General features: G+C 67.8%; 19 protein-coding genes. 10 read left to right on the top strand and 9 right to left on the bottom strand.

Going from position 1 to position 22,232, the window contains the following annotated elements; genetic code table 11:
• Positions 1-4: 4 nt before the first annotated feature.
• Positions 5-1,471, bottom strand: coding sequence for an NAD-dependent malic enzyme (locus ACFVTE_RS20010; protein ID WP_387103461.1), 1,467 nt, complete (start codon positions 1,469-1,471; stop codon positions 5-7).
• Positions 1,472-1,683: 212 nt separating this feature from the next.
• Between ACFVTE_RS20010 and ACFVTE_RS20005 the strand changes: the two genes are divergently transcribed.
• On the top strand, positions 1,684-2,439 hold the full coding sequence (locus tag ACFVTE_RS20005) for an IclR family transcriptional regulator (protein ID WP_377952783.1): 756 nt from the start codon (positions 1,684-1,686) through the stop codon (positions 2,437-2,439).
• Positions 2,440-2,572: 133 nt separating this feature from the next.
• On the opposite strand, the gene ACFVTE_RS20000 is transcribed toward ACFVTE_RS20005, so the two are convergent.
• The 4 genes from ACFVTE_RS20000 to pucL all read right to left on the bottom strand — a co-directional run bounded on the left by ACFVTE_RS20000 (position 2,573) and on the right by pucL (position 7,847).
• Positions 2,573-4,135, bottom strand: coding sequence for an NCS1 family nucleobase:cation symporter-1 (locus tag ACFVTE_RS20000; RefSeq protein WP_387103459.1), 1,563 nt, complete (start codon positions 4,133-4,135; stop codon positions 2,573-2,575).
• 128 nt (positions 4,136-4,263) lie between these two features.
• Positions 4,264-5,088 (bottom strand): MurR/RpiR family transcriptional regulator, encoded by an 825-nt coding sequence (locus tag ACFVTE_RS19995; protein WP_387103457.1) that lies wholly within the window; start codon positions 5,086-5,088, stop codon positions 4,264-4,266.
• A gap of 130 nt (positions 5,089-5,218) precedes the next feature.
• Positions 5,219-6,700 carry a nucleobase:cation symporter-2 family protein gene (locus ACFVTE_RS19990; protein WP_387103454.1) on the bottom strand — a complete coding sequence of 494 codons (1,482 nt, stop codon included), beginning with the start codon at positions 6,698-6,700 and terminating at the stop codon, positions 5,219-5,221.
• 238 nt (positions 6,701-6,938) lie between these two features.
• Positions 6,939-7,847 (bottom strand): factor-independent urate hydroxylase, encoded by a 909-nt coding sequence (gene pucL / locus ACFVTE_RS19985; protein WP_387103452.1) that lies wholly within the window; start codon positions 7,845-7,847, stop codon positions 6,939-6,941.
• A 374-nt stretch (positions 7,848-8,221) separates the two neighbouring features.
• Here pucL and ACFVTE_RS19980 point away from each other — a divergent pair, with 374 nt between their 5' ends.
• Positions 8,222-8,395 carry a hypothetical protein gene (locus ACFVTE_RS19980; RefSeq protein WP_214856926.1) on the top strand — a complete coding sequence of 58 codons (174 nt, stop codon included), beginning with the start codon at positions 8,222-8,224 and terminating at the stop codon, positions 8,393-8,395.
• A gap of 95 nt (positions 8,396-8,490) precedes the next feature.
• Here the strand turns inward: ACFVTE_RS19980 and ligD are convergent, their stop codons facing one another.
• Both ligD and ACFVTE_RS19970 read right to left on the bottom strand, forming a co-directional pair.
• Positions 8,491-9,747, bottom strand: coding sequence for a non-homologous end-joining DNA ligase (gene ligD, locus ACFVTE_RS19975; RefSeq protein WP_387103449.1), 1,257 nt, complete (start codon positions 9,745-9,747; stop codon positions 8,491-8,493).
• A gap of 110 nt (positions 9,748-9,857) precedes the next feature.
• Positions 9,858-11,246 carry an 8-oxoguanine deaminase gene (locus tag ACFVTE_RS19970; RefSeq protein WP_387103447.1) on the bottom strand — a complete coding sequence of 463 codons (1,389 nt, stop codon included), beginning with the start codon at positions 11,244-11,246 and terminating at the stop codon, positions 9,858-9,860.
• Between the two features lie 437 nt (positions 11,247-11,683).
• On the opposite strand from ACFVTE_RS19970, the gene ACFVTE_RS19965 reads away from it, so the two are divergent.
• The 7 genes from ACFVTE_RS19965 (at position 11,684) to ACFVTE_RS19935 (ending at position 20,927) form a co-directional block, all read left to right on the top strand.
• Positions 11,684-12,178 carry a nucleoside deaminase gene (locus ACFVTE_RS19965; RefSeq protein WP_377952789.1) on the top strand — a complete coding sequence of 165 codons (495 nt, stop codon included), beginning with the start codon at positions 11,684-11,686 and terminating at the stop codon, positions 12,176-12,178.
• A 6-nt stretch (positions 12,179-12,184) separates the two neighbouring features.
• Entirely contained in the window at positions 12,185-13,750 is a 1,566-nt protein-coding gene (locus ACFVTE_RS19960; RefSeq protein WP_387103444.1) for an NCS2 family permease, read from the top strand.
• Between the two features lie 190 nt (positions 13,751-13,940).
• A complete protein-coding gene (locus tag ACFVTE_RS19955; protein WP_387103443.1) occupies positions 13,941-15,311 on the top strand; it encodes an XdhC family protein in 1,371 nt (456 codons plus the stop codon).
• The gene (locus tag ACFVTE_RS19950) at positions 15,302-16,267 is read left to right on the top strand and encodes an FAD binding domain-containing protein (protein WP_387103439.1); all 966 of its coding nucleotides are present in this window, start codon (positions 15,302-15,304) and stop codon (positions 16,265-16,267) included. Before ACFVTE_RS19955 ends, ACFVTE_RS19950 begins: the two co-directional genes overlap by 10 nt.
• Before the next feature lie 2 nt (positions 16,268-16,269).
• Positions 16,270-19,140 (top strand): molybdopterin-dependent oxidoreductase, encoded by a 2,871-nt coding sequence (locus tag ACFVTE_RS19945; protein WP_387103437.1) that lies wholly within the window; start codon positions 16,270-16,272, stop codon positions 19,138-19,140.
• Positions 19,141-19,198: 58 nt separating this feature from the next.
• On the top strand, positions 19,199-20,179 hold the full coding sequence (locus ACFVTE_RS19940; RefSeq protein ID WP_387103434.1) for an aldo/keto reductase: 981 nt from the start codon (positions 19,199-19,201) through the stop codon (positions 20,177-20,179).
• 97 nt (positions 20,180-20,276) lie between these two features.
• Entirely contained in the window at positions 20,277-20,927 is a 651-nt protein-coding gene (locus tag ACFVTE_RS19935) for a uracil-DNA glycosylase (RefSeq protein ID WP_387103433.1), read from the top strand.
• Between the two features lie 26 nt (positions 20,928-20,953).
• Here ACFVTE_RS19935 and nboR read toward each other — a convergent pair whose 3' ends face one another.
• Positions 20,954-21,577 carry a nicotine blue oxidoreductase gene (nboR, locus tag ACFVTE_RS19930; RefSeq protein WP_387103431.1) on the bottom strand — a complete coding sequence of 208 codons (624 nt, stop codon included), beginning with the start codon at positions 21,575-21,577 and terminating at the stop codon, positions 20,954-20,956.
• 160 nt (positions 21,578-21,737) lie between these two features.
• Here nboR and ACFVTE_RS19925 point away from each other — a divergent pair, with 160 nt between their 5' ends.
• Complete coding sequence (locus ACFVTE_RS19925; RefSeq protein ID WP_387103429.1) at positions 21,738-21,923, top strand: YegP family protein; 186 nt, start codon at positions 21,738-21,740, stop codon at positions 21,921-21,923.
• A 71-nt stretch (positions 21,924-21,994) separates the two neighbouring features.
• Here the strand turns inward: ACFVTE_RS19925 and ACFVTE_RS19920 are convergent.
• A partial coding sequence (locus ACFVTE_RS19920) for a hypothetical protein (RefSeq protein ID WP_387103426.1) occupies positions 21,995-22,232 on the bottom strand: 238 nt, incomplete at its 5' end.

Genomic DNA, 22,232 nt, shown 5'->3' with positions numbered 1-22,232 from the left:
TGATTCAGGCGTTGGCGAGGGCCGCGTCCGCGGGCGCAGCTTCTTCTGTTGAGTCTTCCGCTGATGTTGCCGCGGCGCCAGTACCCTCTGCGGCGTGGGCGGCCGCGGCGACTGCTGCCGCGACGTCGGCGGCAACGTGGGGATCGAAGACGCTGGGGATGATGTAGCTGGCGTTGAGCTCGTCGTCAGCAACCCGGTTGGCGATCGCTTCGGCGGCGGCCACCAGCATCTCCGGCGTGATGTCGGATGCCCCGGCGTCCAGCAGCCCGCGGAAGAAGCCCGGGAAGGCGAGGACGTTGTTGATCTGGTTCGGGAAGTCGCTGCGGCCGGTGGCGACGACGGCGGCGTGCTTGGAGGCCACGGTCGGATCGATTTCCGGCGTCGGGTTGGCCATGGCGAAGACGATGGCGTCCTTGGCCATCGAGGCGACCTGCTCCTCGCCGATCACATGCGGCGCGCTGACGCCAATGAAGACGTCGGCGCCCTTGAGGGCCTCGTGCAGGGTGCCCGAGAAGCCCTCTTCGTTGGTGTTCGCGGCAATCCAGGTGCGGTGCTCGTCGTCGTACTTTTCACCCGAGTGGATGGCGCCGGAGCGTCCGGCGGCGATGATGTGCTGCGCGCCCTGGGCCTTGAGGAGCTGGATGATCGCGGAGCCCGCGGCGCCGACGCCGGAGACCACAATGCGGACGTCCGCGAGCTTCTTGCCGACCACGCGGAGGGCGTTGACCAGGGCGGCCAGCGTGACGATGGCGGTGCCGTGCTGGTCGTCGTGGAAGACCGGGATGTCCAGTTCCTCTCGGAGCCGGTTTTCGATTTCGAAGCAGCGCGGTGCGGCGATGTCCTCGAGGTTCACGCCGCCGTAGACGGGCGCGAGGGCCTTGACGATCTTGATGATTTCCTCGGTGTCCTGGGTGTCAAGGCAGACGGGCCAGGCGTCGACGTTGGCGAACTGCTTGAACAGCGCGGCCTTGCCCTCCATGACGGGAAGCGCAGCTGCGGGGCCGATGTTGCCGAGGCCCAGGACGGCAGAGCCGTCGGTGACCACGGCGATGGTGTTCCGCTTGACCGTCAGGTTCCGGGCGGCGTCGGGGTTTTCTGCGATGGCCAGGCAGACGCGGGCGACGCCGGGGGTGTAGGCGCGGGAAAGGTCGTCGCGGTTGCGCAGGGCAACCTTCGGGACCACCTCGAGCTTGCCGCCGAGGTGCATGAGGAAGGTGCGGTCCGAGACGTTGCGGACGGTGACGCCGTCGAGCGCGTTGAGCGCATCCTTCACGCGGTCTGCGTGGTCCTGGTCGGTGGTGTTGCAGGTGACGTCGACAACCAGGGTTTCGTGGTGGGACTCGGTGACGTCCAGTGCGGTGATCGCGGCACCGGCCGCGCCGACGGCTGCCGCGAGCTCGCTGGTGGCGGAGAAGCTCGAGGGGGCCTCCACGCGCAGGGTGATTGAGTTTCCGGGGCTCGGGTTCGCCATTGAATGTCCTCCTGGTCAGGCCCGCCGTTGGGGCGGACTCTTCAGCTAAATGTTTTCGTATTATGGATATTATTATCTACTTTATGGAAACACAAGCCCTGATTGATTCCATCGACGCGGCCGGGCGCCGTGCTGTATCTTTGGCTGTCTAAGCAACTTTTTTCACGATGCGGATAAGAGTTGTCGTATTCGAGGCAACAGGAGAGTGCTACATGGCTGAGAAGGCCAGCGGAGGCGTGCAGTCGGTCGAGCGCGTCTTTGAACTTTTGGAACTGATCACCGACGCCGGCGGCGACGTGACGCTCAGTGAGCTCTCCTCCTCCACGGACCTGCCCCTGCCGACGATCCACCGGCTGCTGCGCACGCTCGTGGCGCTGGGGTACATCCGCCAGTTGCCCAACCGCCGCTACGCCCTCGGCCCGCGGCTCATCCGCCTGGGCGAAGGCGCCAACAAGCAGCTCGGTGCCCTGGCCCGGCCACAGCTGAAGTCCCTCGTGGACCGGCTGGGGGAGACGTCCAACATGGCCGTGCTGGACTCGGACATGGTGATCTACGTGGCCCAGGTGCCGTCGCTGCACTCGATGCGCATGTTCACCGAGGTGGGCCGCCGCGCCCATACCCACGACACCGGAGTGGGCAAGGCGATCCTGGCGCAGCTGGACGACGAGGTGGTGCGCGGCATCGTGACCCGCACCGGCATGCCTACGCCCACGGCCAAGAGCATCGGCGACTTCGATTCCCTGATCGCGGACCTGAACCGGATCCGGGAGCGCGGCTACTCGATCGACGAGGAGGAGCAGGAGCTCGGCGTGCGCTGCTTCGCCATGGCCGTGCCCAACGCTCCGACGCCCACCGCCATCTCCGTCTCCGGGCCGGTCTCCCGAGTGGACCAGGCGTTCGCCGACCGCGCCGTGCCCCTCCTCCGCGAAGCAGCCCAGGCCATCTCGGACGAGCTCAACCAAAACTGACCCCCGCCGTCGTTCTTCTCCCGGAACGCCTGAGCGCCAACGAACACTTGAGGCCCCTGGAAACTGGGGCCTCAAGTGTTCGTCCGCGCTTAAGCAGCGCGCTGCCTAGCTCAGAGTTCGACGGCGGCGGGTACTAAACGCGCGTGCCGTCGCTGACGGTGCCGGTGTCCTCTCCGGAGGGTTCGAGCGAGATCATCGGGGACTTGCGCTCCATCGCCCGGAAGGCGACGTAGCCGAGTGCGCATCCGAGGAACCAGCTGTAGTTTCCGATCCAGGTGGCATTCACTGATGTGGCCCCGGCGTCGAGCAGGATCTTGGGGATCAGCACGGAGGCGATGGAGAGTGCACCGCTGATGGCCACGGCCTTGACGGCGTTCGGGTTGTAGCCGTTCCGGAACCAGTAACGGCCTGTGGTCTTCATGGTGTACATGTCGTCCACCCAGACCTTCTGGCGGCTGACCACGTAGTACCCGGCGATCAGGATGCCGAACAGCGGTCCGATCAACGCACCCAGCACGCCCAGAGTGTAGTGGATGGCGTCGTTGTTCGAGTACCAGTTCCACGGGGTCAGGATGACGGAGCCGACGGCGGCAATCATGCCGCCCGCCCGCCAGCTGATTTTCTGCGGGCTGACGTTGGAGAAGTCGAAGGCCGGCGAGATGAAGTTGGCCACGATGTTGATGCCCACGGTGGCGATGACGAAGGTGAGTCCGCCCAGCAGCACGGCGAACACCGTGTCGATTTCCTGAACAGTCTTGACCGGATCCGTGATGAGGCGGCCGAACACCGGGATGGTGGCCGATGCAGTGATCACGGTCAGGAGCGAGAAGAACAGGAAGTTCACCGGCAGGCCCAGGAGGTTGCCCGTCTTGACCGCCTTGTAGCTCTTGCCGTAGCGGGCGAAGTCACCGAAGTTGAGCATCGGCCCGGAGAAGTAGGACACCACCAGGGCGATTGCGGAGATCATCACGGGGATGGAGGCGGCGAAGTCCAGGGGTTCGCCGCTCGACAGGTTCAGGCTGATGTTGCCGATGCCCGCCTTGGAGACCAGGTAGATGGCCAGGATCAGCATCACCACGTAGACGGCGGGGCCGGCGAAGTCGATGAACTTGCGGATGCTCTCCATGCCGTTCCAGAAGAGCGCGGCCTGGGCCATCCAGAGGATGCCGTAGCAGATCCAGCCGAGGGTGGAGAGGCCCAGGAAGCCGCTCTGTTCGACGTCGTACAGCGGCGCCATATCGGGGAAGAACTTCAGGAACACGATCGCCAGCGCCTCGGAGGCCAGGAAGGTCTGGACACCGTACCAGGCCACTGCGATCAGTCCGCGGATGATCGCCGGGATGTTGGCGCCTTTGACCCCGAAAACCGCCCGGTTGATGACCGGGTACGGGACGCCGGTGAGCTGGCTGGGCTTGGCCACGAGGTTGCAGAAAACATTGACAATCACGATGCCGACGAGCAGGGCTACCAGGACCTGCCAGCTGGCCAGGCCCAGCGCGAACAGGCTTCCAGCCGTGACATAACCGCCGATGCTGTGGACGTCCGACATCCAGAAGGCGAACAGGTTGTAGCTGGACCAGCGCTGGTTCTTCAGCGGTACGAGGTCCTCGTTGCTGAGCTGCGGGTCGTAGTCGGGGAGCTGGCCGGTGCGGACGGGTGCTTCAACCCGGGCTGCGGCCGTTGCGGATTCTGTCATGGATTCCTCTAAAAGATTGGGACAGCCGCCGGTCCGGCCGTTTCACGCTTTCAATTAGATGGAACCCATGTTTCAGCGCTGTTTCTGCTGGAACAAATCCTCTTTACTTCTGCCCTGCCGTTCCGGCGTCAGCGAGCCTCGATCTCGCCCAGCGAGTCGAACAGGCCCGCAACCTCCCGCACCCGCTCGCGGCCGGAACGTCCCAGCGCCAGGAGCACGCCGTTGGCCAGGAGGCTGACCAGGCTCATTGCCGCAGCGTAGCTGTCAAAGGCGTGGGCGCCGTCCACCGGGCACTCGAGCCAAAGGCTGGCGCCGGCAGCCAGACGACGCGCGCTCGGGTCCCCGATCAGAATGGTCGCGGCTCCGGTGGCCGATGCTGCCTGGAGGACTTTGCGGAACTCAGCGGGCCGCCGTCGGAAGCCGAAAAGGACCACCGCGTCGCCGGATCCGAGCCCGGCAAGCTCTTCGCCGAGGCTTTGCCCGGGCTGCGGCGCTACGGATGCGCCATTGCGGCACTGGAGCAGCTGTTGCCGTAAATGCAGTGCCACCGGATAGCTGTTGCGGAAGCCGAGCAGCAGCACGGTTCCGGCGCTGGCGAGGGTGCCGCTGGCCGCGGACAACTTGTCTTGGTCGAGTGATTCGGCCAGGCGTCGCAGGTTTGCCTGTTCCTGCCCCAGGTGAGCGGCAAGGCCGCCGTCGGACGACTGCGGCCCCAGCGGCATTCCGCTGGAGCGGATGGACCGGGTGTGTTCCTTGACCTCGTTGAAATCCTCGAAGCCAAGCCGCCGGAACAGCCGGCTCATGGTTGCCTTGGAAACGCCGCTGAGCCTCGCCAGTTCTGCGGCGTTGTAGGTAGCGAGGTCGCCGAGGCGGTCCAGCAGCGTGTCTGCCGCCTTCTGTTCCTGGGGGCTCAGCCCCGCATAATGCCGTTCGATTCGTTCGTCGATCCTCATGAAACAACCGTCTCACGCCGGCAGCGCCCGCGGCATAAGGCGTCAGGCGTCACGCGGGGAGCGCGAACGAACACTTGAGGCCCTTGGAAACAGGGACCCTCAAGTGTTCGTTCGCGCTGGGTGGGGCGGCTCAGTGCTCCGACGTGGTGGAGGACTGGACCGGGACTTCCTTGCCGTCGCAGTCGATCAGCTTGCCGCCCTCGTAGCGGTCGCCGTCTGCCAGGCACTTCAAATCCTCCTCGCGGACCACGCGGCCGGTTCCGGCCACGAACACTGACTGGTTGTCCGAGTTGCCCGCCTTGAAGTGGTTGAACAGCAGGTTCAGCAGGATGGCCATGACGGCCGCCGAGCTGATGCCGGAGTGGAAGATGGTGCTGAACCAGGACGGGAACTGGTCGTAGAAGGCCGGCGCGGCGATCGGGATCATGCCGAAGCCGATGGACGCAGCCACGATGATCAGGTTCATGTTGTTGCGGTACTCCACCTTGGAGAGCGTGCGGATGCCGCTGGCGGCAACAGTTCCAAAGAGTACGACGCCGGCACCCCCCAGGACGGGCGTCGGCACCGCCGCTACTACCCGGCCAAGGACCGGAAGCAGGCCGAGGATGACGAGGATGAGGCCGCCGGCGCTGACGACGAACCGGCTCTTGACGCCGGTGATGGCCACGAGGCCGACATTCTGGGCGAAGGCGCTCTGGGTGAAGGAGTTGAACAGCGGGGAGATGGCGCTGGAAAGCATGTCGGCGCGCAGGCCGTCGCCGATCCGCTTGGAGTCGACCTTGGTGCCCACGATCTCGCCCACCGCGATGATGTCCGCGGAGGTTTCGGTGAGCGTTACCAGGATGACGATGAGCATGGAGATGATGGCCGCAATCTCGAACGTCGGCGGACCGAAGGCAAAGGGGGTGGGGAAGGCGATGATCTCGCCGGTGCCCACCTTGGAGAAGTCGGCCATGCCGAAGGCGAGCGCGATCAGGGTGCCGAGGACCATCGCGAGGAGGATGGACAGCCGGGAGATGGCGGCGTTGCCCACCTTGCTCAGCAGCAGGACGATCGCCATGGTGGCAGCGGCGAGTCCGATGTTGGCCATGCTGCCGTAGTTGGGGGCTGCCTTGTTGCCGCCCATCGCCCAGTTGGCAGCCACCGGCATCAGCGTGAGGCCGATGGTGGTGATCACGGTGCCCGTGACAACCGGCGGGAAGAACTTGATGATCTTGGAGAACAGCGGGGTGATGAGCAGGCCGATCAGCGAGGCCGCGATCACCGAACCGAAGACCGCCTGGATTCCGCCGCCGCCATGGACAATCGCCACCATCGTGGAGACGCCGGCGAAGGAGACGCCCTGGACGAGCGGAAGCTGGGAGCCGAAAAAGCGGACGCCGACGGTCTGGAGGATGGTGGCGAGGCCGCCGACGAAGAGGCAGGCGGCGATCAGCAGGCCGATGTCCTGGGATGACATGCCGGCCGCGGCGCCGATGATCAGGGGCGGGGCGATGATGCCGCCGTACATGGTGAGGACGTGCTGGAACCCATAGGCGAAGGTGCTGCCGATTGGGAGGCGCTGATCTTCCGGGCGGGTCGCCGCCGGGCGGCTTTTCTTGGTGATGTTCATGGCAGACTTTCTTGGTTCATGGCAGACGCCTTCGTCTGGCTAACAATGTCTGGCTAACAATTTGAGTCTTGTGGCGCGGGCCGGGAGTTTTTGTCCACTTATTAGGGGTTCAGGGGCGATTAAGTCGCGATACCTGCACAAAAACTCCGGGCCGGATGGTGCGATGAGGTGCCGGCGGGCCCGCGGAGACCTTGGGGTCCGCGGGCCCGCCGGCGACGCGTGTCCGGCCGGCTGGGGTTTAGCAGAAGCCGGCGATGCCCTGCCAGGCGGCGTCGGCTGCTTCGGCGTCGTCGCGCAGGACGGTGGCCTCGATGAGTCCGTACGGGCGGTCAGCGGCGTAGAAGACCTCGTTGGGGTTGTCGAGCCCGAACGGCGAGAGGTCCACCAGGAAGTGGTGCTTGTTGGGCATCGAGAACTTGATCTCCTCGATCTCGCTGTGGGCTTCCAGGACCTTGGCGCCCATGTCGAACAGGGTCTGCTGCAGGGCGTGGGAGTACTTCTCGGTGAAGCCTTCAAGCAGGAGGCCCTTGACGTCCTCGTAGCTCTTGTTGAAGTCCAGCGCGCTGAAATCCGTGCCGGCCTTGAAGCGCCAGCGGGCCGAGACGTCGGTGGCCAGGATGCGGTCGGTGGTCTCCGGCAGGGTGGTGTACCTGTCCTTCGGGTAGCCGACGAAGCCGGACTGCGTGGACTTCAGGACAGTCAGGTCCTTGAGTCCGGAGATCAGGTGGGTGGTTGCGCCGTCGCGGACCAGGACGGCGGTGCGGACTTCCTGGCCCTTGCGGACGAAGGAGTGGTCATGGGCGCTGCCGTGCGCCTGGATGCGCTCCCAGGCGTAGGACTCTGCTTCCCAGCGGCCGCCGGTAACCCAGCCAAAGCTGGAGGTGAAGTGCTCGCCGAGGCGGAGCAGGAAAGCCTCGGGGGAGCCGACTCCTTCCCGGGCGAAGGCGTAAATGGTGTTCTTCTGGGTGTCGGTGGCCACCACGTGGGCGTTGTCGCCTTCGAGGTGGGCGGCTTCGAAGTCGCCGCGGAGCTGCGAGGTGACGTTCAGGTCCTCGATCTCGTGCCGGTCGGTGTCGCGGGTGATCTTGACGACGCGGACTTCAGCCTTGCCGTACTGGTTGTGGCCGAGGACGATCTTGTTGCTCATGGTCTGTTCCCAACTTCCGGTATGTGGAATGAAGGTCCCACATAGAAATTAAGTGCGTGTTTCCCACGCGTTTCTGTGGCGTCGACCCAAACAAAAAATGAGCCGACATCAGTTGTGATGCCAGCTCATTACGACCCTGCCTGCTGCTCCCAGGTTACGTGACGTGCGCCACGAATTGCCTTCAAGCGTAGCGCAGGCTGCCGGTGGTGTACATCACAAATCCAAAAAACCGTTTGTGACCGGCGATGGCGGATGGCCGGGCTGGGGGTCTTGACGCGGAGCGCCGGACATCCCTAAGATTCCATATATCAAAAACTAATTTCCGCTATACGAAAATACTCGAGGGGATGAGCGCAAGAAACGAGGAGGAACAGATGGACTCTCAGGATCAGAACAACGTCGCGGAATTCCCGGCACCCGGCCAGGAGCTGTACCTGCCGTTCGGCGCCACGGATCCCGACTTCTACATCCCGGCCGACTGCGACCGGCGCTCCGGCGGCCTGTCGCGCTGGCTGCGGGCGCTTCCGGTCTTCGGCCGGCGCCCGTAACGCCGTAACCGCCGCAGGACGCGCAAATGGTCCGGCGACACCCGTTTTCGGGCGTCGCCGGACCATTTCTGTGTCGCCGGACAGTATCCGCGTCCTCAGTCCGTAGGCGAAGAGCCGGGACGCCCCGGCCACTCCTTGCCGGCCCAGGGGTCGTAGTCGGCAATAAGCTCCTCCTGCGCGGGGCGCTCGGCCTCGGGAACGTGCTGCAGGTTCACCCGCACCCGGTACCAGAGCGAACTCGAGCCGCGCATTCCGTCCACCAGCACATCGGCCGGATGCAGCGACGGCACCACGTCCGCATGCCGCGACTTCCACTCGTCGAGCGCGGCGAGCGCGTCCGGCTTGGTCTTGGTGCGTGCCACCTCGATCAGCGGCATCACCGACTGTCGGCGGCCGGAGCCGTTGCCGGCGCGCGGCGCCTTCTCCGCGGGGCCGAGTTCGGCGGCCAGGGCGAGTAGCCCGTCGAGGGTTCCGGCGGCGTCGTCGATGCCGGCGTGGGGGTCGCCCACCTCGGCGAACCGCTCCGTCACTGTGGGCACCGTGAACTGTTCCGGCCGGGCGGAGCGGACCTCGTCCCAGGTGAGCGGCGTCGAGACCCGGGCGTCGGGCAAGGGCCGTACCGAGTACGCCGAGGCCACAGTGCGGTCCTTCGCGTTCTGGTTGAAGTCCACGAACACACTCTCGCCGCGCTCCTCCTTCCACCACCTCGCTGTGGCGAGGCCGGGAGCGCGGTTCTCGACCTCCCGGGCCAGAGTCTCGGCTGCTAGCCGTACGTCGCGGTACGACCACCGCGGCGCAATCCGAGCCAGGATGTGGAGTCCCCGCGACCCGCTCGTCTTCGGCCACCCCACGAGCCCCATGTCGTCGAGCACCTCCTGCGCGACATACGCGACGTCGACGATCTGCGACCAGTCGACCCCCGGCATCGGGTCCAGGTCCACCCGCAGCTCGTCCGGGTGCTCGAGGTCCTCGGCGCGCACCGGATGCGGGTTGAGGTCGAGGCAGCCGAGGTTCACCACCCATGCCAGGCCCGCGGCATCCCGTATGACGGCTTCCTCCGCCGACGTCCCCGACGCATAGTGCAGCGTCGTCGTGTCGATGAAGTCGGGGTGGTTGTCCGGTACGCGCTTCTGGAAGAACGGCTCCGCGTCGATGCCCTTCGGGAAGCGCTTGAGCACCATCGGCCGCCCGCCTGCCCCGCGCAGCGCGCCCTCCGCGACCGCCAGGTAATAGCGAACCAGATCGAGCTTCGTCAGCCCGGGCTCCGGGAACACCACCTTGTCCGGGCTCGAGATGCGGACCTCGGTGCCGGCGATGTCCAGGATCTCGGCCGGCGTCTTCGACGGAGTCATGCCGCCACGCTAGCAGTTGACCGGCCCCGTTTCGATGGTTCCGTGCGCACTCGACGTTGCGAATCGTCGTCTGTGCAGGGAACCGTCGAAATGGCGGGCGCGGCGCGGCGTCAGCCGTTCACCAGCCGCCGCGCCGCCGCCGAATGCTCCGCGACCAGGCCGGCCACGTCCAGCCCCGGAATCTGCCCGTCGACCACCCGCCACTGCCCGCCCACCATCACGCGGTCCGCGCGGTCGGCGGCGCACAGCAGCAGGGCTGCAACGGGGTCATGGCTGCCGGAAAACCGCAGGTCGTCCAGCCGGAACAGGGCCAGGTCCGCCTGCAGGCCGGGTGCCAGCTGGCCCAGGTCCGGCCGCCCCAGCACTGCCGCCGAGCCGCGCGTGGCCCAGCCGAGCGCCCGCTCCACCGGCACCTGCGCGCCGTAGCGCAGCCGCTGGAGGTACAGCGCCTGCCGTGCCTCCAGGATCATGTTGGAGGCATCGTTCGACGCCGATCCGTCCACTCCCAGCCCCACGGGCACTCCCGCGTCCTCCAGTTCGAGCACCCGCGCGGTGCCGGACGCGAGGCGCATGTTCGACGTCGGGCAGTGGGCGACGGCGGTTCCCGCAGCTCCCAGCCGGGCAATTTCTGAGTCGCTGAAATGGATGCCGTGGCCTAGCCAGGTCCGGTCCGTCAGCCAGCCCACGGTGTCCAGGTAGTCCACGGTGCGCAGGCCGAAGGTCTCGAGGCAGAACTGCTCCTCATCGAGGGTCTCCGCGAGGTGTGTGTGCAGCCGGACGTCGTGCCGTTCCGCCATCGCGGCGCTCTCGGCCATGATCTCCTTGGTGACCGAAAACGGCGAGCAGGGCGCCAGCGCAATCTGGATCACGGCGCCGTCGCCGCGCTCGTGATACTCGCGGATGAGCCGTTCACTGTCGGCGAGCACCACCTCCGGTGCCTGAACCGTCGACTGCGGCGGCAGCCCGCCGTCGTCCTCCCCCAGCGTCATGGAGCCGCGGGTCAGCGTGGCCCGCATGCCGAGGCGCCGGACGGCGCCGATTTCGACGTCGACGGCGTCCTCCATTCCTGCGGGGAAGAGGTAGTGGTGGTCGGCGGCGGTGGTGCAGCCGGAGAGGAGCAGCTCGGCGAGGGCCACGGTGGCCGCGAGGTCAAGGTCGTGCGGGGTGAGCCTCGCCCAGACCGGGTAGAGGTTCTGCAGCCAGGGGAACAAGGGAGCGTTGGCCACCGGACCCCAGGCGCGGGTGAGTGTCTGGTAGAAGTGGTGGTGCGTGTTGATCAGGCCGGGCAGCAGCACGTGGTTGCCGGCGTCGAACGTCTGTCCGCAGGGTGCGGAGGGCGTCTGGCCGGCGCCGAGCACCTCCACGATTTTGCCGCCGCTGATCACGAGGCCGCCTGAAGCGTCGAGGCCGTTGGCGGTGAAGGCCGCCAGCGGGTTCCGGATCCAGAGCCGGGATGCCGGCTGGGGGAGAGTCCCTGAAAGGTAAGAGGGCTGGGTCATGGGGGTCCTTGTCTGAGCGTGCTGATACTTTCCAGCTCAGTGGTCCTGTCTGCTGATCCAGGGGACGTGCTGCCCTGCAACGTGACGTCCGGGCGGCGGGTCGGCACCAGCGTAGGGCGGGCGCGGGACGGCGGTCAATGGCCGCACTTTGTGACCGGTCCGGCGGACAGGCGCGCCCGGCAGCCCGGCAAGGGGCTGTGAGGCACTCGAAACACGCATTTCACATTGCGAAATTAAATTTCCAGAAAATTATGGCGCGGGCCACATTCCGGTGCTAATCTCGATGTTGCCAAAGGCGGGCACCCGGGACTCCGGGAAGCTATCTACCAGGCGCAACTTAACCTTCAAAAGCACATGCTGAAGCCTGGTAACCGTCGCACTTGGTCCTTTCCGTTCCGTCGCGGGGTACCGGCTTCCACAGCAAAGGGAGTCGCATCATGAGTACCACCGTCACGGCCGAGGCATACCTGGCCAGGTCCATCCAGTTGGCAACCGCCAACGTCCTGAACAGCGGCGGCCCGTTCGGCGCCGTGATCGTCACCGCCGACGGTCAGGCGTTCGACGGCGTCAACAGGGTCACCGCCGACAACGATCCCACCGCCCACGCCGAGGTCACGGCCATCCGCCGCGCATGCAGCGGTCTTGGCACCTTCGACCTCCGCGGAGCCACCCTCTACAGCAGCTGCGAGCCATGCCCCATGTGCCTCGCCTCGGCGCTCTGGGCCCGCATCGACCGGGTCGTCTTCGCCGCCGACCGGCACGACGCCGCTTCCGTGGGCTTCGACGACGCAGTCTTCTACGAGTACTTCGACAACGAGGACCGGCACGCCCTGATGCCGGTCTCCAAGCTCGAACTGGGCCACCCCGAAGCCCCGGCCATCCTGGAACCGTTCAACACCTGGAACACGCTCGACTCCAGGATTGACTACTAGGGCCCGGTGGCTGACATGACAATCCTGGACAACACCGCTGAAAAGCAGGCTGCGCTTCAGGGCGCGGGGCAGACAGCGGCACTCGAAATGCACCAGACAACCGGGAAAGCACAGCGGGGCAACGGCCCCAGGCCCCCGGCGTCGAACTCGTTCCTGGACCGCTTCTTCCACATCACCCGGCGCGGTTCCACCGTGGCCCGAGAGGTGCGCGGCGGACTGGTCACCTTCTTCACGATGGCCTACATCGTCATCCTGAACCCGCTGATCCTCGGCGGCTTCAGTGCGGACAACGCCCCCACGGACGTCGCCGGCGGCTGGCTTTCGGCCGCGCAGGTGGGCGCAGTCACCGGGCTGACTGCCGGCGTCATGACCATCGCGTTCGGCCTGATCGCCAACCTGCCGTTCGGCCTGGCCGCGGGACTGGGCATCAACTCCTTCCTCGCGGTGGCAGTCATCCACGAGGTCACGTGGGCCGAGGCGATGGGCCTGGTGGTCATCAACGGCATCCTGATCGTCCTGTTCGGCGTCACCGGCGCGCGGACCGCGATCTTCCGCGCCGTGCCCAAGGAACTGAAAGCCGCCATCACCGTGGGCATCGGCCTGTTCATCGCCTTCATCGGCTTCGTGGACTCGGGCTTCGTCAAGGCCACCGCCGGCGGGCCTCCGGTCCAGCTCGGCGACAACGGCTCCATCACCTCCATCCCCACCATGGTGTTCATCGTTGGGCTGCTGGTCATGGGAATCCTCGTGGCACGGAAGGTCCAGGGCGGACTGCTCATCGGCATCGTGGCCACCACGGCACTGGCCGCCGTCGTCGAGGCAATCATGCACATCGGCCCCGCCAGCAAAACCAACCCCGGCGGCTGGCACCTGAACACGCCGGTGCTTTCCGGCCACCTGGTCTCCGCGCCGGACCTCGGCCTGGTGGGACATTTCGACCTGTTCGGCGCCTTCGGCCGGATCGGTGGCCTGGCCGCGACGATGCTCGTGTTCACGCTCGTGTTCACCAACTTCTTCGATGCCATGGGCACCATGACCGGCCTCGCGAAGAGCGCAGGCGTGGCGCACAAGGACGGCACCTTCCCCCGGCTCAAGTCCGCCTTCATCGTCGAAGGCGTGGGCGCGGTGGCGGGCGGCGCGACGTCGGGTTCCTCCAACACCGTGTACATCGACTCCGCGGCCGGTATCGGCGAGGGCGCACGCACCGGGCTGGCCTCCGTAGTCACCGGCGCGCTGTTCCTGTGCTCCATGTTCCTCACCCCGCTCACCAGCGTGGTGCCGCTCGAGGTGGCAGCCGCCGCCCTGGTGGTGGTGGGCGCGATGATGATGGCGCAGATCCGCGAGATCAAGTTCAGCAAATTCGCGGTGGCACTGCCGTCCTTCCTGACGATCGTCACCATGCCGCTGAGCTACTCGATCGCCAACGGCATCGGCGTGGGCTTCGTGACCTGGGCGGTCATCGGCGCGGCCTCCGGCAAGGCGAAGAAGATCCACCCGCTGATGTGGGTGGTCACCGTGGGCTTCATCGTCTACTTCGCGCGGGGTCCGATCGGGGCACTGCTCGGGGCATAGGGCCAGGGGCAGGACAGGCGCCACGACGCGGAAAATGCCACGCGACGCGCAAACGGCCGGCGGACACGGGAATCCGCGCATCCCCGGACCGTTTGCGCGTCGCCGGGCCGGACCGGCGTCGAATGCTTTCAACTGACACGAATAGGAACGAGAATATGGGCACCATCGCACGGGAAGAGGGAGTGCTGCCATGCTGGATCTGATGCCTTCTCTGGCCGGCTGGCGCCCGGCAGCGTCCGGGGAACGGTGCGCCGTCGCCACGATCATCACCGCCAGCGGCTCGGTGCCGCGGCCGCCCGGGACCTCCATGCTGGTGTCCGAATCGGGGGAGATTCTCGGCAGCCTCTCGGGCGGCTGTGTTGAAGGCGCCGTGGTTGCCTCGGCGCTGGAGGTGATGGCCGACGGCGGTACCCGCCTTGAGGCGTTCGGCTTCAGCAGCGAGGACGCATTCGCCGTCGGGCTCACCTGCGGCGGTGAGCTGGAGGTCCACATCCAGCCGCTGGACGCCGGCGCCGCCGGGTTCGGCGCGCTCCGGAAGTTCGCGGCCGGGGACCCCGAACGGCCGCTGGCCCTGATCCGGCGCATCGACGGCGCTGCGGCCCCCAAAACCGTGCCCGGCAGCGCATTGGGGGCTGCCGGAGCCCAGGGAGCCGGAACTCTGGTGACGGCGTCCGCAGAGCCGCCGTCCGTCGTCGTGGTTCCCGATCCCGGCACCTTTGAGGTTGCGGGATCGGTGGACCTCGCGGCACTGCTGGGGCTGGACGCCCTGAACCTTGACGCCGGCGCCAGGCGGGAAGCACTCCAAGCGGCCGCGGCCCAGGTCGAGCCGCTGCTGCGCGGCGGCCGGACGGGGCTGGTCCGGCTGGGGCCGCCGCAGGGCTGTGCCGGCGGTCAGGCCCTGTGCGGCGGCGCGGAGACCTCGCCCGAACCGGTGACCCTGCTGGTGGAGAGCCGCCTGCTGCAGGCCCGCCTGCTGGTGTTCGGCGCCAACGATTTCGGCGCGGCGCTGGTGCCGGCCGCGAAGCTGCTCGGCTACCGCGTCACCTTGTGCGATGCCCGGCCGGCGTTCGCGGCGCAGGAGCGTTTCGCCGCCGCGGACGAGGTGGCCACCGACTGGCCGCACCGGTATCTCGCCGCTGAAGCCGCAGCAGGCCGGATCGATGCCCGCACGGTCGTCTGCGTCCTCACCCACGACCCCAAGTTCGACATTCCGCTGCTGCAGGAGGCGCTGGAGCTGGACGTCGCCTTCGTCGGTGCCCTGGGTTCGCGCCGCAGCCACCGGCAGCGCATCGACGGGCTGCTCGAGGCCGGCGTTGCACCGGAGCGGCTGGCCCGGCTGCATTCGCCCATCGGCCTGGATCTCGGCGCCGTCACACCGGCGGAGGTGGCCGTCTCCATTACCGCGGAGCTGATCGCAGCCCGCACCGGGGCCGCCGCCTGCACTCCTTTGCGGGACGGCAGCGGACCCATCCATTTCCTTCCCGCCGGGGGCACGCGGCCCGCGTTAAGCCACCAACCGGCACTCACTACAGAGGCATCCCAGGAGATCGCATGGACATGAACACCATCGAGGCGGTGGTCCGCACCACCGACCCCGCCGACTGGCGCGACGGCGACGCCTGGCTCGCGGGCGGCACCGTCCTCTTTTCCTACGGCAGCACGGCCTTCGGGCCCGAGCCGCTGCGGCGCCTGCTGGATCTCGGCTCCGCCGGCTGGCAGCCCATCACCGTGACGGCGGACGGCATCGAGCTCGCGGCCACCTGCACGGTCGCCGAACTGTACGCGCTCCCGGAAAAGCTGGCAGGCGAAGGCGGCACTCCGGACTGGGCAGTGAATGCTCCGGACTGGCCTGGACTCGACCTGATCCGGCCCTGCTGCGACTCCTTCGTGGCGTCCTTCAAGGTCTGGAACATGTCCACCGTGGGCGGCAACCTGTGCACATCCCTTCCGGCCGGACCCATGATCTCACTGTGCGCGGGACTGGACGGCGCGGCCACCATCCTCGCTCCGGGAGGCGCCCGCCGGGAGCTGCGGGTGGCCGACCTCATCACCGGGGACGGGCAAAACGTCCTGGCACCCGGCGAGCTGCTCCGCAGCGTCAGCCTGCCGGCGTCGTCGTTGTCCTCCCGGGTGGCGTTCCGCCGTCTCTCGCTGAGCAACCTCGGCAGGTCGGGCGTGCTGCTGATCGGAAGGCTCGACGGCGGAGGCCGGTTCACGCTCACCGTCACGGCCGCCACCAAGCGGCCCGTGCAGCTCCGGTTCAGCTCCCTGCCGGACGCGCCGGAGCTGGCGGACAGGCTCGAGGCCGCCATCCCGGCGGGCCTGTACCACGACGACATTCACGGGCTGCCTGCTTGGCGCCGCGACATGACGCACCGCCTGGCCGAGGAAATCCGGGCAGAACTAGGCCTGTCGGCCGGAGCGCCAACAGCAGTGTCCGGCGACTTCTGGCCGGCGCAGCAGAGCACACAGCAGACCCGGCAGACGCCGCCGCAACAGACAACGAGAGGGGCCTGAGCATGGCCATGGAAATCAACGGCGCGCCGGTGCAGGCGCAGCCGCGGCCGGGCCAGTGCCTGCGCACGTTCCTCCGGGAGCAGGGCAACTTCGGAGTTAAGAAGGGCTGCGACGGCGGCGACTGCGGTGCCTGCACCGTGCACGTGGACGGCACCCCGGTGCACAGCTGCATCTATCCGGCCGTCCGCGCGGAGGGCCACACCGTCACCACGATCGAAGGCCTCGCCGCCACGACCGAGGGGGCCGGCCTGCACCCGGTGCAGCAGCAGTTCCTGGACCGCCAGGGCTTCCAGTGCGGCTTCTGCACTGCTGGCATGGTGATGACGGCGGCCACGTTCGACGACGCGCAGAAGGAAAACCTGCCGCGGAACCTCAAAGGCAACCTGTGCCGTTGCACCGGGTACCGCGCCATCACGGACGCCGTCTGCGGCCACGAGGGCCACCCGGCGCCGGAAGGCTCCGGCTCGGGGATTGCCGGCGAGAACCAGCCCGTCCCCGCGCCAGGCCGGCTGGGCGACGACGTTCCCGCCCCGGCCAGCCGCGCGGTGGTCACGGGGCAGGCCCGCTACACGCTGGACGTCCCCGCCGAGGCGCTGCCCGGCCTGCTGCACATGAAGCTCGTCCGCTCGCCGCACGCCCACGCCCGGGTCCTGTCCATCGACACCTCGGCTGCCATGGAGGTGCCGGGAGTCGTGGCCGTCCTCACTGCCGAGGACGCCCCGGACCTGCTGTACTCCAGCGCCCAGCACGAGCTATACACCGACGACCCCGATGACACCCGGCTGCTGGACACCGTGGTGAGGTTCCGCGGGCAGCGGGTGGCCGCCGTCGTCGCCGAATCGGTGGGGGCTGCGGAAGCGGGCGTCCGCGCGGTGCGGGTTGAGTACCAGGAACTGCCCGCGGTGTTCACCCCGCAGGACGCCATTGTGCCCGGTGCGCCCGCCCTGCACGGGGACAAGGAGGCCGGCGCCGCGCGGATCGCCCAGCCGGGGCGGAACATCGTTGCCGAGCTGCACTCCGAACTTGGCAGCGTCAGCGACGGCTTCGCGGCGGCCGACTTCATCCACGAGCAGACCTACCGCACCCAGCGGGTCCAGCACGTCGCGCTGGAAACCCACGCCTCCATCGCTTCGGTGGACGACGACGGCCGGCTGCAGGTTCGCACCTCCAGCCAGGTCCCGTTCCTGGTGCGCCGCACGCTCTGCCGCGTGTTCGGGCTGCCGGAGGACCAGGTCCACGTGGTGGCCGGCCGGGTGGGCGGCGGCTTCGGCGGAAAGCAGGAGGTCCTGACGGAGGATATCGCCGCGCTCGCGGCCCTGAAGCTGCGGCGCCCTGTCCAGCTGGAGTTCACCCGGACCGAGCAGTTCACCGCCAGCACCACGCGGCACCCGTTCACCATCAGGCTCAGGGCCGGCGCCAGCAATGACGGCCGGCTCACGGCGCTGCAGCTCGATGTCCTCACCAACACGGGCGCCTACGGCAACCACGCGCCGGGCGTCATGTTCCACGGCTGCGGAGAGTCCCTGGCCGTCTACAAGTGCGCCAACAAGAAGGTGGATGCGCTCGCCGCCTACACGAACACCGTGCCGTCCGGCGCCTTCCGCGGCTACGGCCTCAGCCAGATGATCTTTGCCATCGAATCGGCCATCGACGAACTGGCTGCGGGCATCGGCATGGACCCGCTGGAATTCCGCCGCCGCAACATGGTCCGCGAGGGCGACGACATGCTCTCCACCCACCCCGATCCCGAGGAGGACGTCCACTACGGCAGCTACGGGCTGGACCAGTGCACGCGCCTGGTGCAGGACGCGCTGGAACGCGGCCGCGAACGTTACCGGGCGGCCGGACTCGACGACCTGGGGCCGGACTGGGTCACGGGGGAGGGCACGGCCCTGTCCATGATCGACACCGTGCCGCCGCGGGGCCACTTCGCCCATTCCAGGCTCCGGCTCCTGGCCGACGGAACGTACGCCGCCGACGTCGGAACCGCCGAATTCGGCAACGGCACCACCACGGTGCACGCCCAGCTTGCGGCGACGGCGTTGTCCACGGTGGCCACTCGGGTCGCCGTACGGCAGTCGGATACGGACCTGATCGAGCACGACACCGGCGCCTTCGGCTCGGCCGGCACGGTGGTGGCCGGCAAGGCGACGCTGGCCGCCGCCGAGGAACTGGCCGTCCGGATCCGGGCGTTCGCCGCCGGCGTCCGGCAGATCCAGGCCTCCGGCTGCGTGCTCGACGGCGATGCCGTCGTCTGCGAGGGAACCAGGGTGCCGCTGACTGAACTGTTCGACGCCGCCCGGCAGGCCGGCGTCGAACTCGAGGCCGAGGGGCGCTGGGGCGGAACGCCGCGCTCGGTGGCCTTCAACGTCCACGGTTTCCGCGTGGCGGTCAACACCGGAACCGGCGAGCTGCGGATCCTGCAGAGCGTGCAGGCGGCCGACGCCGGCGTCGTCGTTAATCCGCGGCAGTGCCGGGGGCAGATCGAGGGCGGGATTGCCCAGGCCCTCGGGGCCGCCCTCTACGAGGAGGTCCGGGTGGACGACGCCGGCCGGGTCACCACGGACATCCTCCGGCAGTACCACATCCCCTCCTTCGCGGACGTGCCGCGCAGCGAGGTGTACTTCGCCGACACCAACGATTCCCTGGGTCCGCTCGGGGCAAAGTCCATGAGCGAAAGCCCCTTCAACCCCGTGGCCCCTGCACTGGCCAACGCCATCCGCAATGCCACCGGGGTGCGGTTCGCCGAGCTGCCGATCGCCCGGGACAAGATCTACCTGGGCCTGAAGGAGGCGGGGCTTGTTCCGGAGAGCGTTCCGGCAGGCAACGTTCCCGCAGGTCCAAGCAACGCGGAGTCACTTTGCGCCCAATGAAGCGCCGCCGGAGGGCGCGAAGTGACCCCGCGTGGGGTTGGCAACATATAGTCGGGGGATGGAACAGCGCATCTTAGGCAAGACCGGACGGAACGCTTCAGTCGTTGGATTGGGAACCTGGCAGCTCGGCGCGGACTGGGGCAACGTTGACCCGGCCCAGGCTCAGGCCATCCTCGCGGCCTCGGCGGAGGCCGGCGTAACCTTCTTCGACACGGCGGACGTCTACGGGGACGGCCGCAGCGAGCAGGCCATCGGAGCGTTCCTGGCCGACAACCCCGGCACAGGAATCACCGTGGCCACGAAGATGGGCCGCAGGCTGGAACAGCTCCCGGAAAACTACAGCCTGGCCAACTTCCGCGAATGGGTGGACCGCTCCCGCCGCAACCTGCGCACCGACGCACTGGACCTGGTCCAGCTGCACTGCCCGCCCTCCGCCGTGTACAGCCGCGCCGAGGTGTACGACGCCCTGGACACCCTCGTGGCCGAGGGGGCCATCAAGAATTACGGCGTCAGCGTGGAACGGACCGATGAAGCCCTCGAAGCCCTGCGGCACGAGGGCACGGCCTCTGTGCAGATCATCCTGAACGCCTTCCGGCTCAAGCCGCTGGACGAGGTGCTCCCCGCAGCGAAGGCCGCCGGGGTGGGCATCATCGCCCGGGTTCCGCTCGCCTCCGGTCTCCTGTCCGGCAAGTACACGAAGGAGACTGTCTTCGCGGCGGACGACCACCGCAACTACAACCGCGGCGGCGACGCCTTCGACGTCGGCGAAACCTTCTCCGGGGTGGACTTCGAGCTGGGGCTCAAGGCGGTTGCCGAGTTCGAGCAGCTGGTGCCGGAGGGCTCGGGCACCGCGCAGGCTGCGATCGCGTGGGTTGCGGCGCAGGACGGCGTCACCTCAGTCATCCCCGGTGCCCGTTCCGTGGAGCAGGCGCGGGCCAACGCCGCCGCGGCCGCCACAGTGCTCAGCCCGGAGTTCGACGAGGGCGTGCGCTGGATCTACGACCACTACTTCCGCGAGGCAATCCACCCCCGCTGGTAAAAGCAACGCGGGGTCACTTACCGCCCAATCCGGGCCTCCATTGGGCGATAAGTGACCCCGCGTTGCTTTGATCCGGGGGCTGAAGGGAGGCGGGCGAATGGGCTCATCGTCGATCGAAGACTTCATTGCCCGGCTCGCCGCCGCCGAGACGCCTCCGGAGTGCACCAACTTCTTCGACCACTCGGTTCCGGCGAATGCCCTGCGCCGGCAGAACCTGGCGGCCTACCTTGGCGACGTGCTGGCCCGCGCTCCAAAGGTGCTGCTGGTGGGGGAGGCCCCGGGTTTCCGGGGCATGCGGATCACCGGCGTTCCCTTCACCAACCGGACCATGTTCGCGGGACCCGCCAACCACTTCGGGCTGTTCGGCTCCGGGGCAGGGTATGTCCTGCCCCCTGAGGCTGCCGGCGTCGCCGCCGAACCCACGGCCACCGTCATGTGGGAGGTGCTGGCCGAACTCGACTTCCTCCCGTTGCTGTGGAGTGCCTGCCCCTGGCACACGCACGTGCCGGATCAGCCGCTGTCCAACCGGACACCCACACCCGCGGAAGCCGCACTGGGCACGCCGTTCTGGCAGGCCCTGACCGGGATCTTCCCCATCGAAACCGTGCTGGCCGTCGGGAATGTCGCGCACCGGAGCCTTGGCCGCAGCGGCCTGAACGCGCCGAAAATCAGGCATCCGGCCCACGGCGGCAGGGCCCGCTTCAAACAGGGGCTACAGGAACTTCTTGAAGCGGGGATGGTCCAGTAACGGGTTCAGCGACGGCCGCCGCTGAATCAGCCCAGCAGGTGCAGCTGGTCCGGTGTGTCGAGGTCCTCGCCGCCGGACTGGCCTGAACCGGGCGGCAGAGTGCAGTCCACCAGGTCGATCAGCTCCGGATGGCCCTGCAGGAAACGGCGGGCACCGGCGTCGCCACCTGCCGACGCCGTAGCTTCCGCGCGGAGCGTGGCGTCGAGCAGCAGCGGGTGGCCGCGCCGGAGCTTCCCCGAACCGTCGGCGTACGCCGCCGCAGTCACCCGACCCGGCCGGTGTGCCCCCAGCAGCCGGGCGACAGTTTCTGCAGTCAGCCCGGGCTGGTCCACGAGCGCCACCAGCACATGGTTCTCCTGCGGTGCGCTCTCCAGTCCCGCTGTGAACGAGCTGCCCATTCCGGCGGCCCACGCCGGGTTCTCCACCACCGTGTGCCGGGTCAGGTCAGTCCGGGCGCGGACCTCGCCGGCGCCCGCGCCGAGCACCACCACAACCTCGCGGCAGCCGCCGTCGAGCAGCACGTCCGCCAGGGCCTCTACGAGGGTCCGTCCCCGGAACGGAAGCAGCGCCTTCGGTCCCCGGCCCAGGCGGGTCCCGGCACCCGCCGCCAGCAGCACGCCGGTGGTCTGGGGGAGGGGAAAGTCGGTCATGGAATCACCCTAAATCATGCCGGAGCGGGCATTCGGCGGGATACTACCCGGTAGTAGGGGTGGTTCGTCCAGTGAATGGCCGCTAACGTCGGATATGTCGTGTTGGCAATTGGGGGTCGTAATGGCAGCTGCAACGGTGCAGTTGGCGGAAGGAGCGTATATGGCAGGCGCATTCGTAATCGAGACGGCAGGCGCAGGACAATACCGGTTCAGGCTGACGGCTGACGACGGAACCGTGGTTGCGGTCTCGCCCAGTTTCTCAAACATCAAGGCCGTCACCGCCGGGATCACGGCAGTCCGGGAGAGCGCAGCCACAGGCTTCGTCGTCGACCGCCGGCGTCCCTGACCCAACCTAAAACCGCGACGGCGGCCCCCACCATCAGGTGCGGGCCGCCGTCGTTTTTGGTTTGCAGGGCGTCAGGAGTCGCCGCCGGCTCCTCCCGTTGTTCCCGCCGTGACGTCCAGGAGCTTGTAGCGGTCCATGGCGTACGACGGCGCGCCCTCCTGCACCTCGCCCCTCGCCGCCAGCAGCTGGAGGGTTTTGACGATGATGGAGTGGGTGTCGTTTTTGAAGAAGCGGCGTGCTGCGGCGCGGGTGTCGGAGAAGCCGAAGCCGTCGGCGCCGAGGGTGGCGAAGTCGTTCGGGATGAACTGG

The organism is Arthrobacter sp. NPDC058097, assembly GCF_042884885.1.
In the GTDB taxonomy this organism is placed as follows: Bacteria; Actinomycetota; Actinomycetes; order Actinomycetales; family Micrococcaceae; genus Arthrobacter.
Note: the sequence above shows the minus strand (reverse complement) of the source record. Positions and strands in the feature narration are given on the sequence as shown.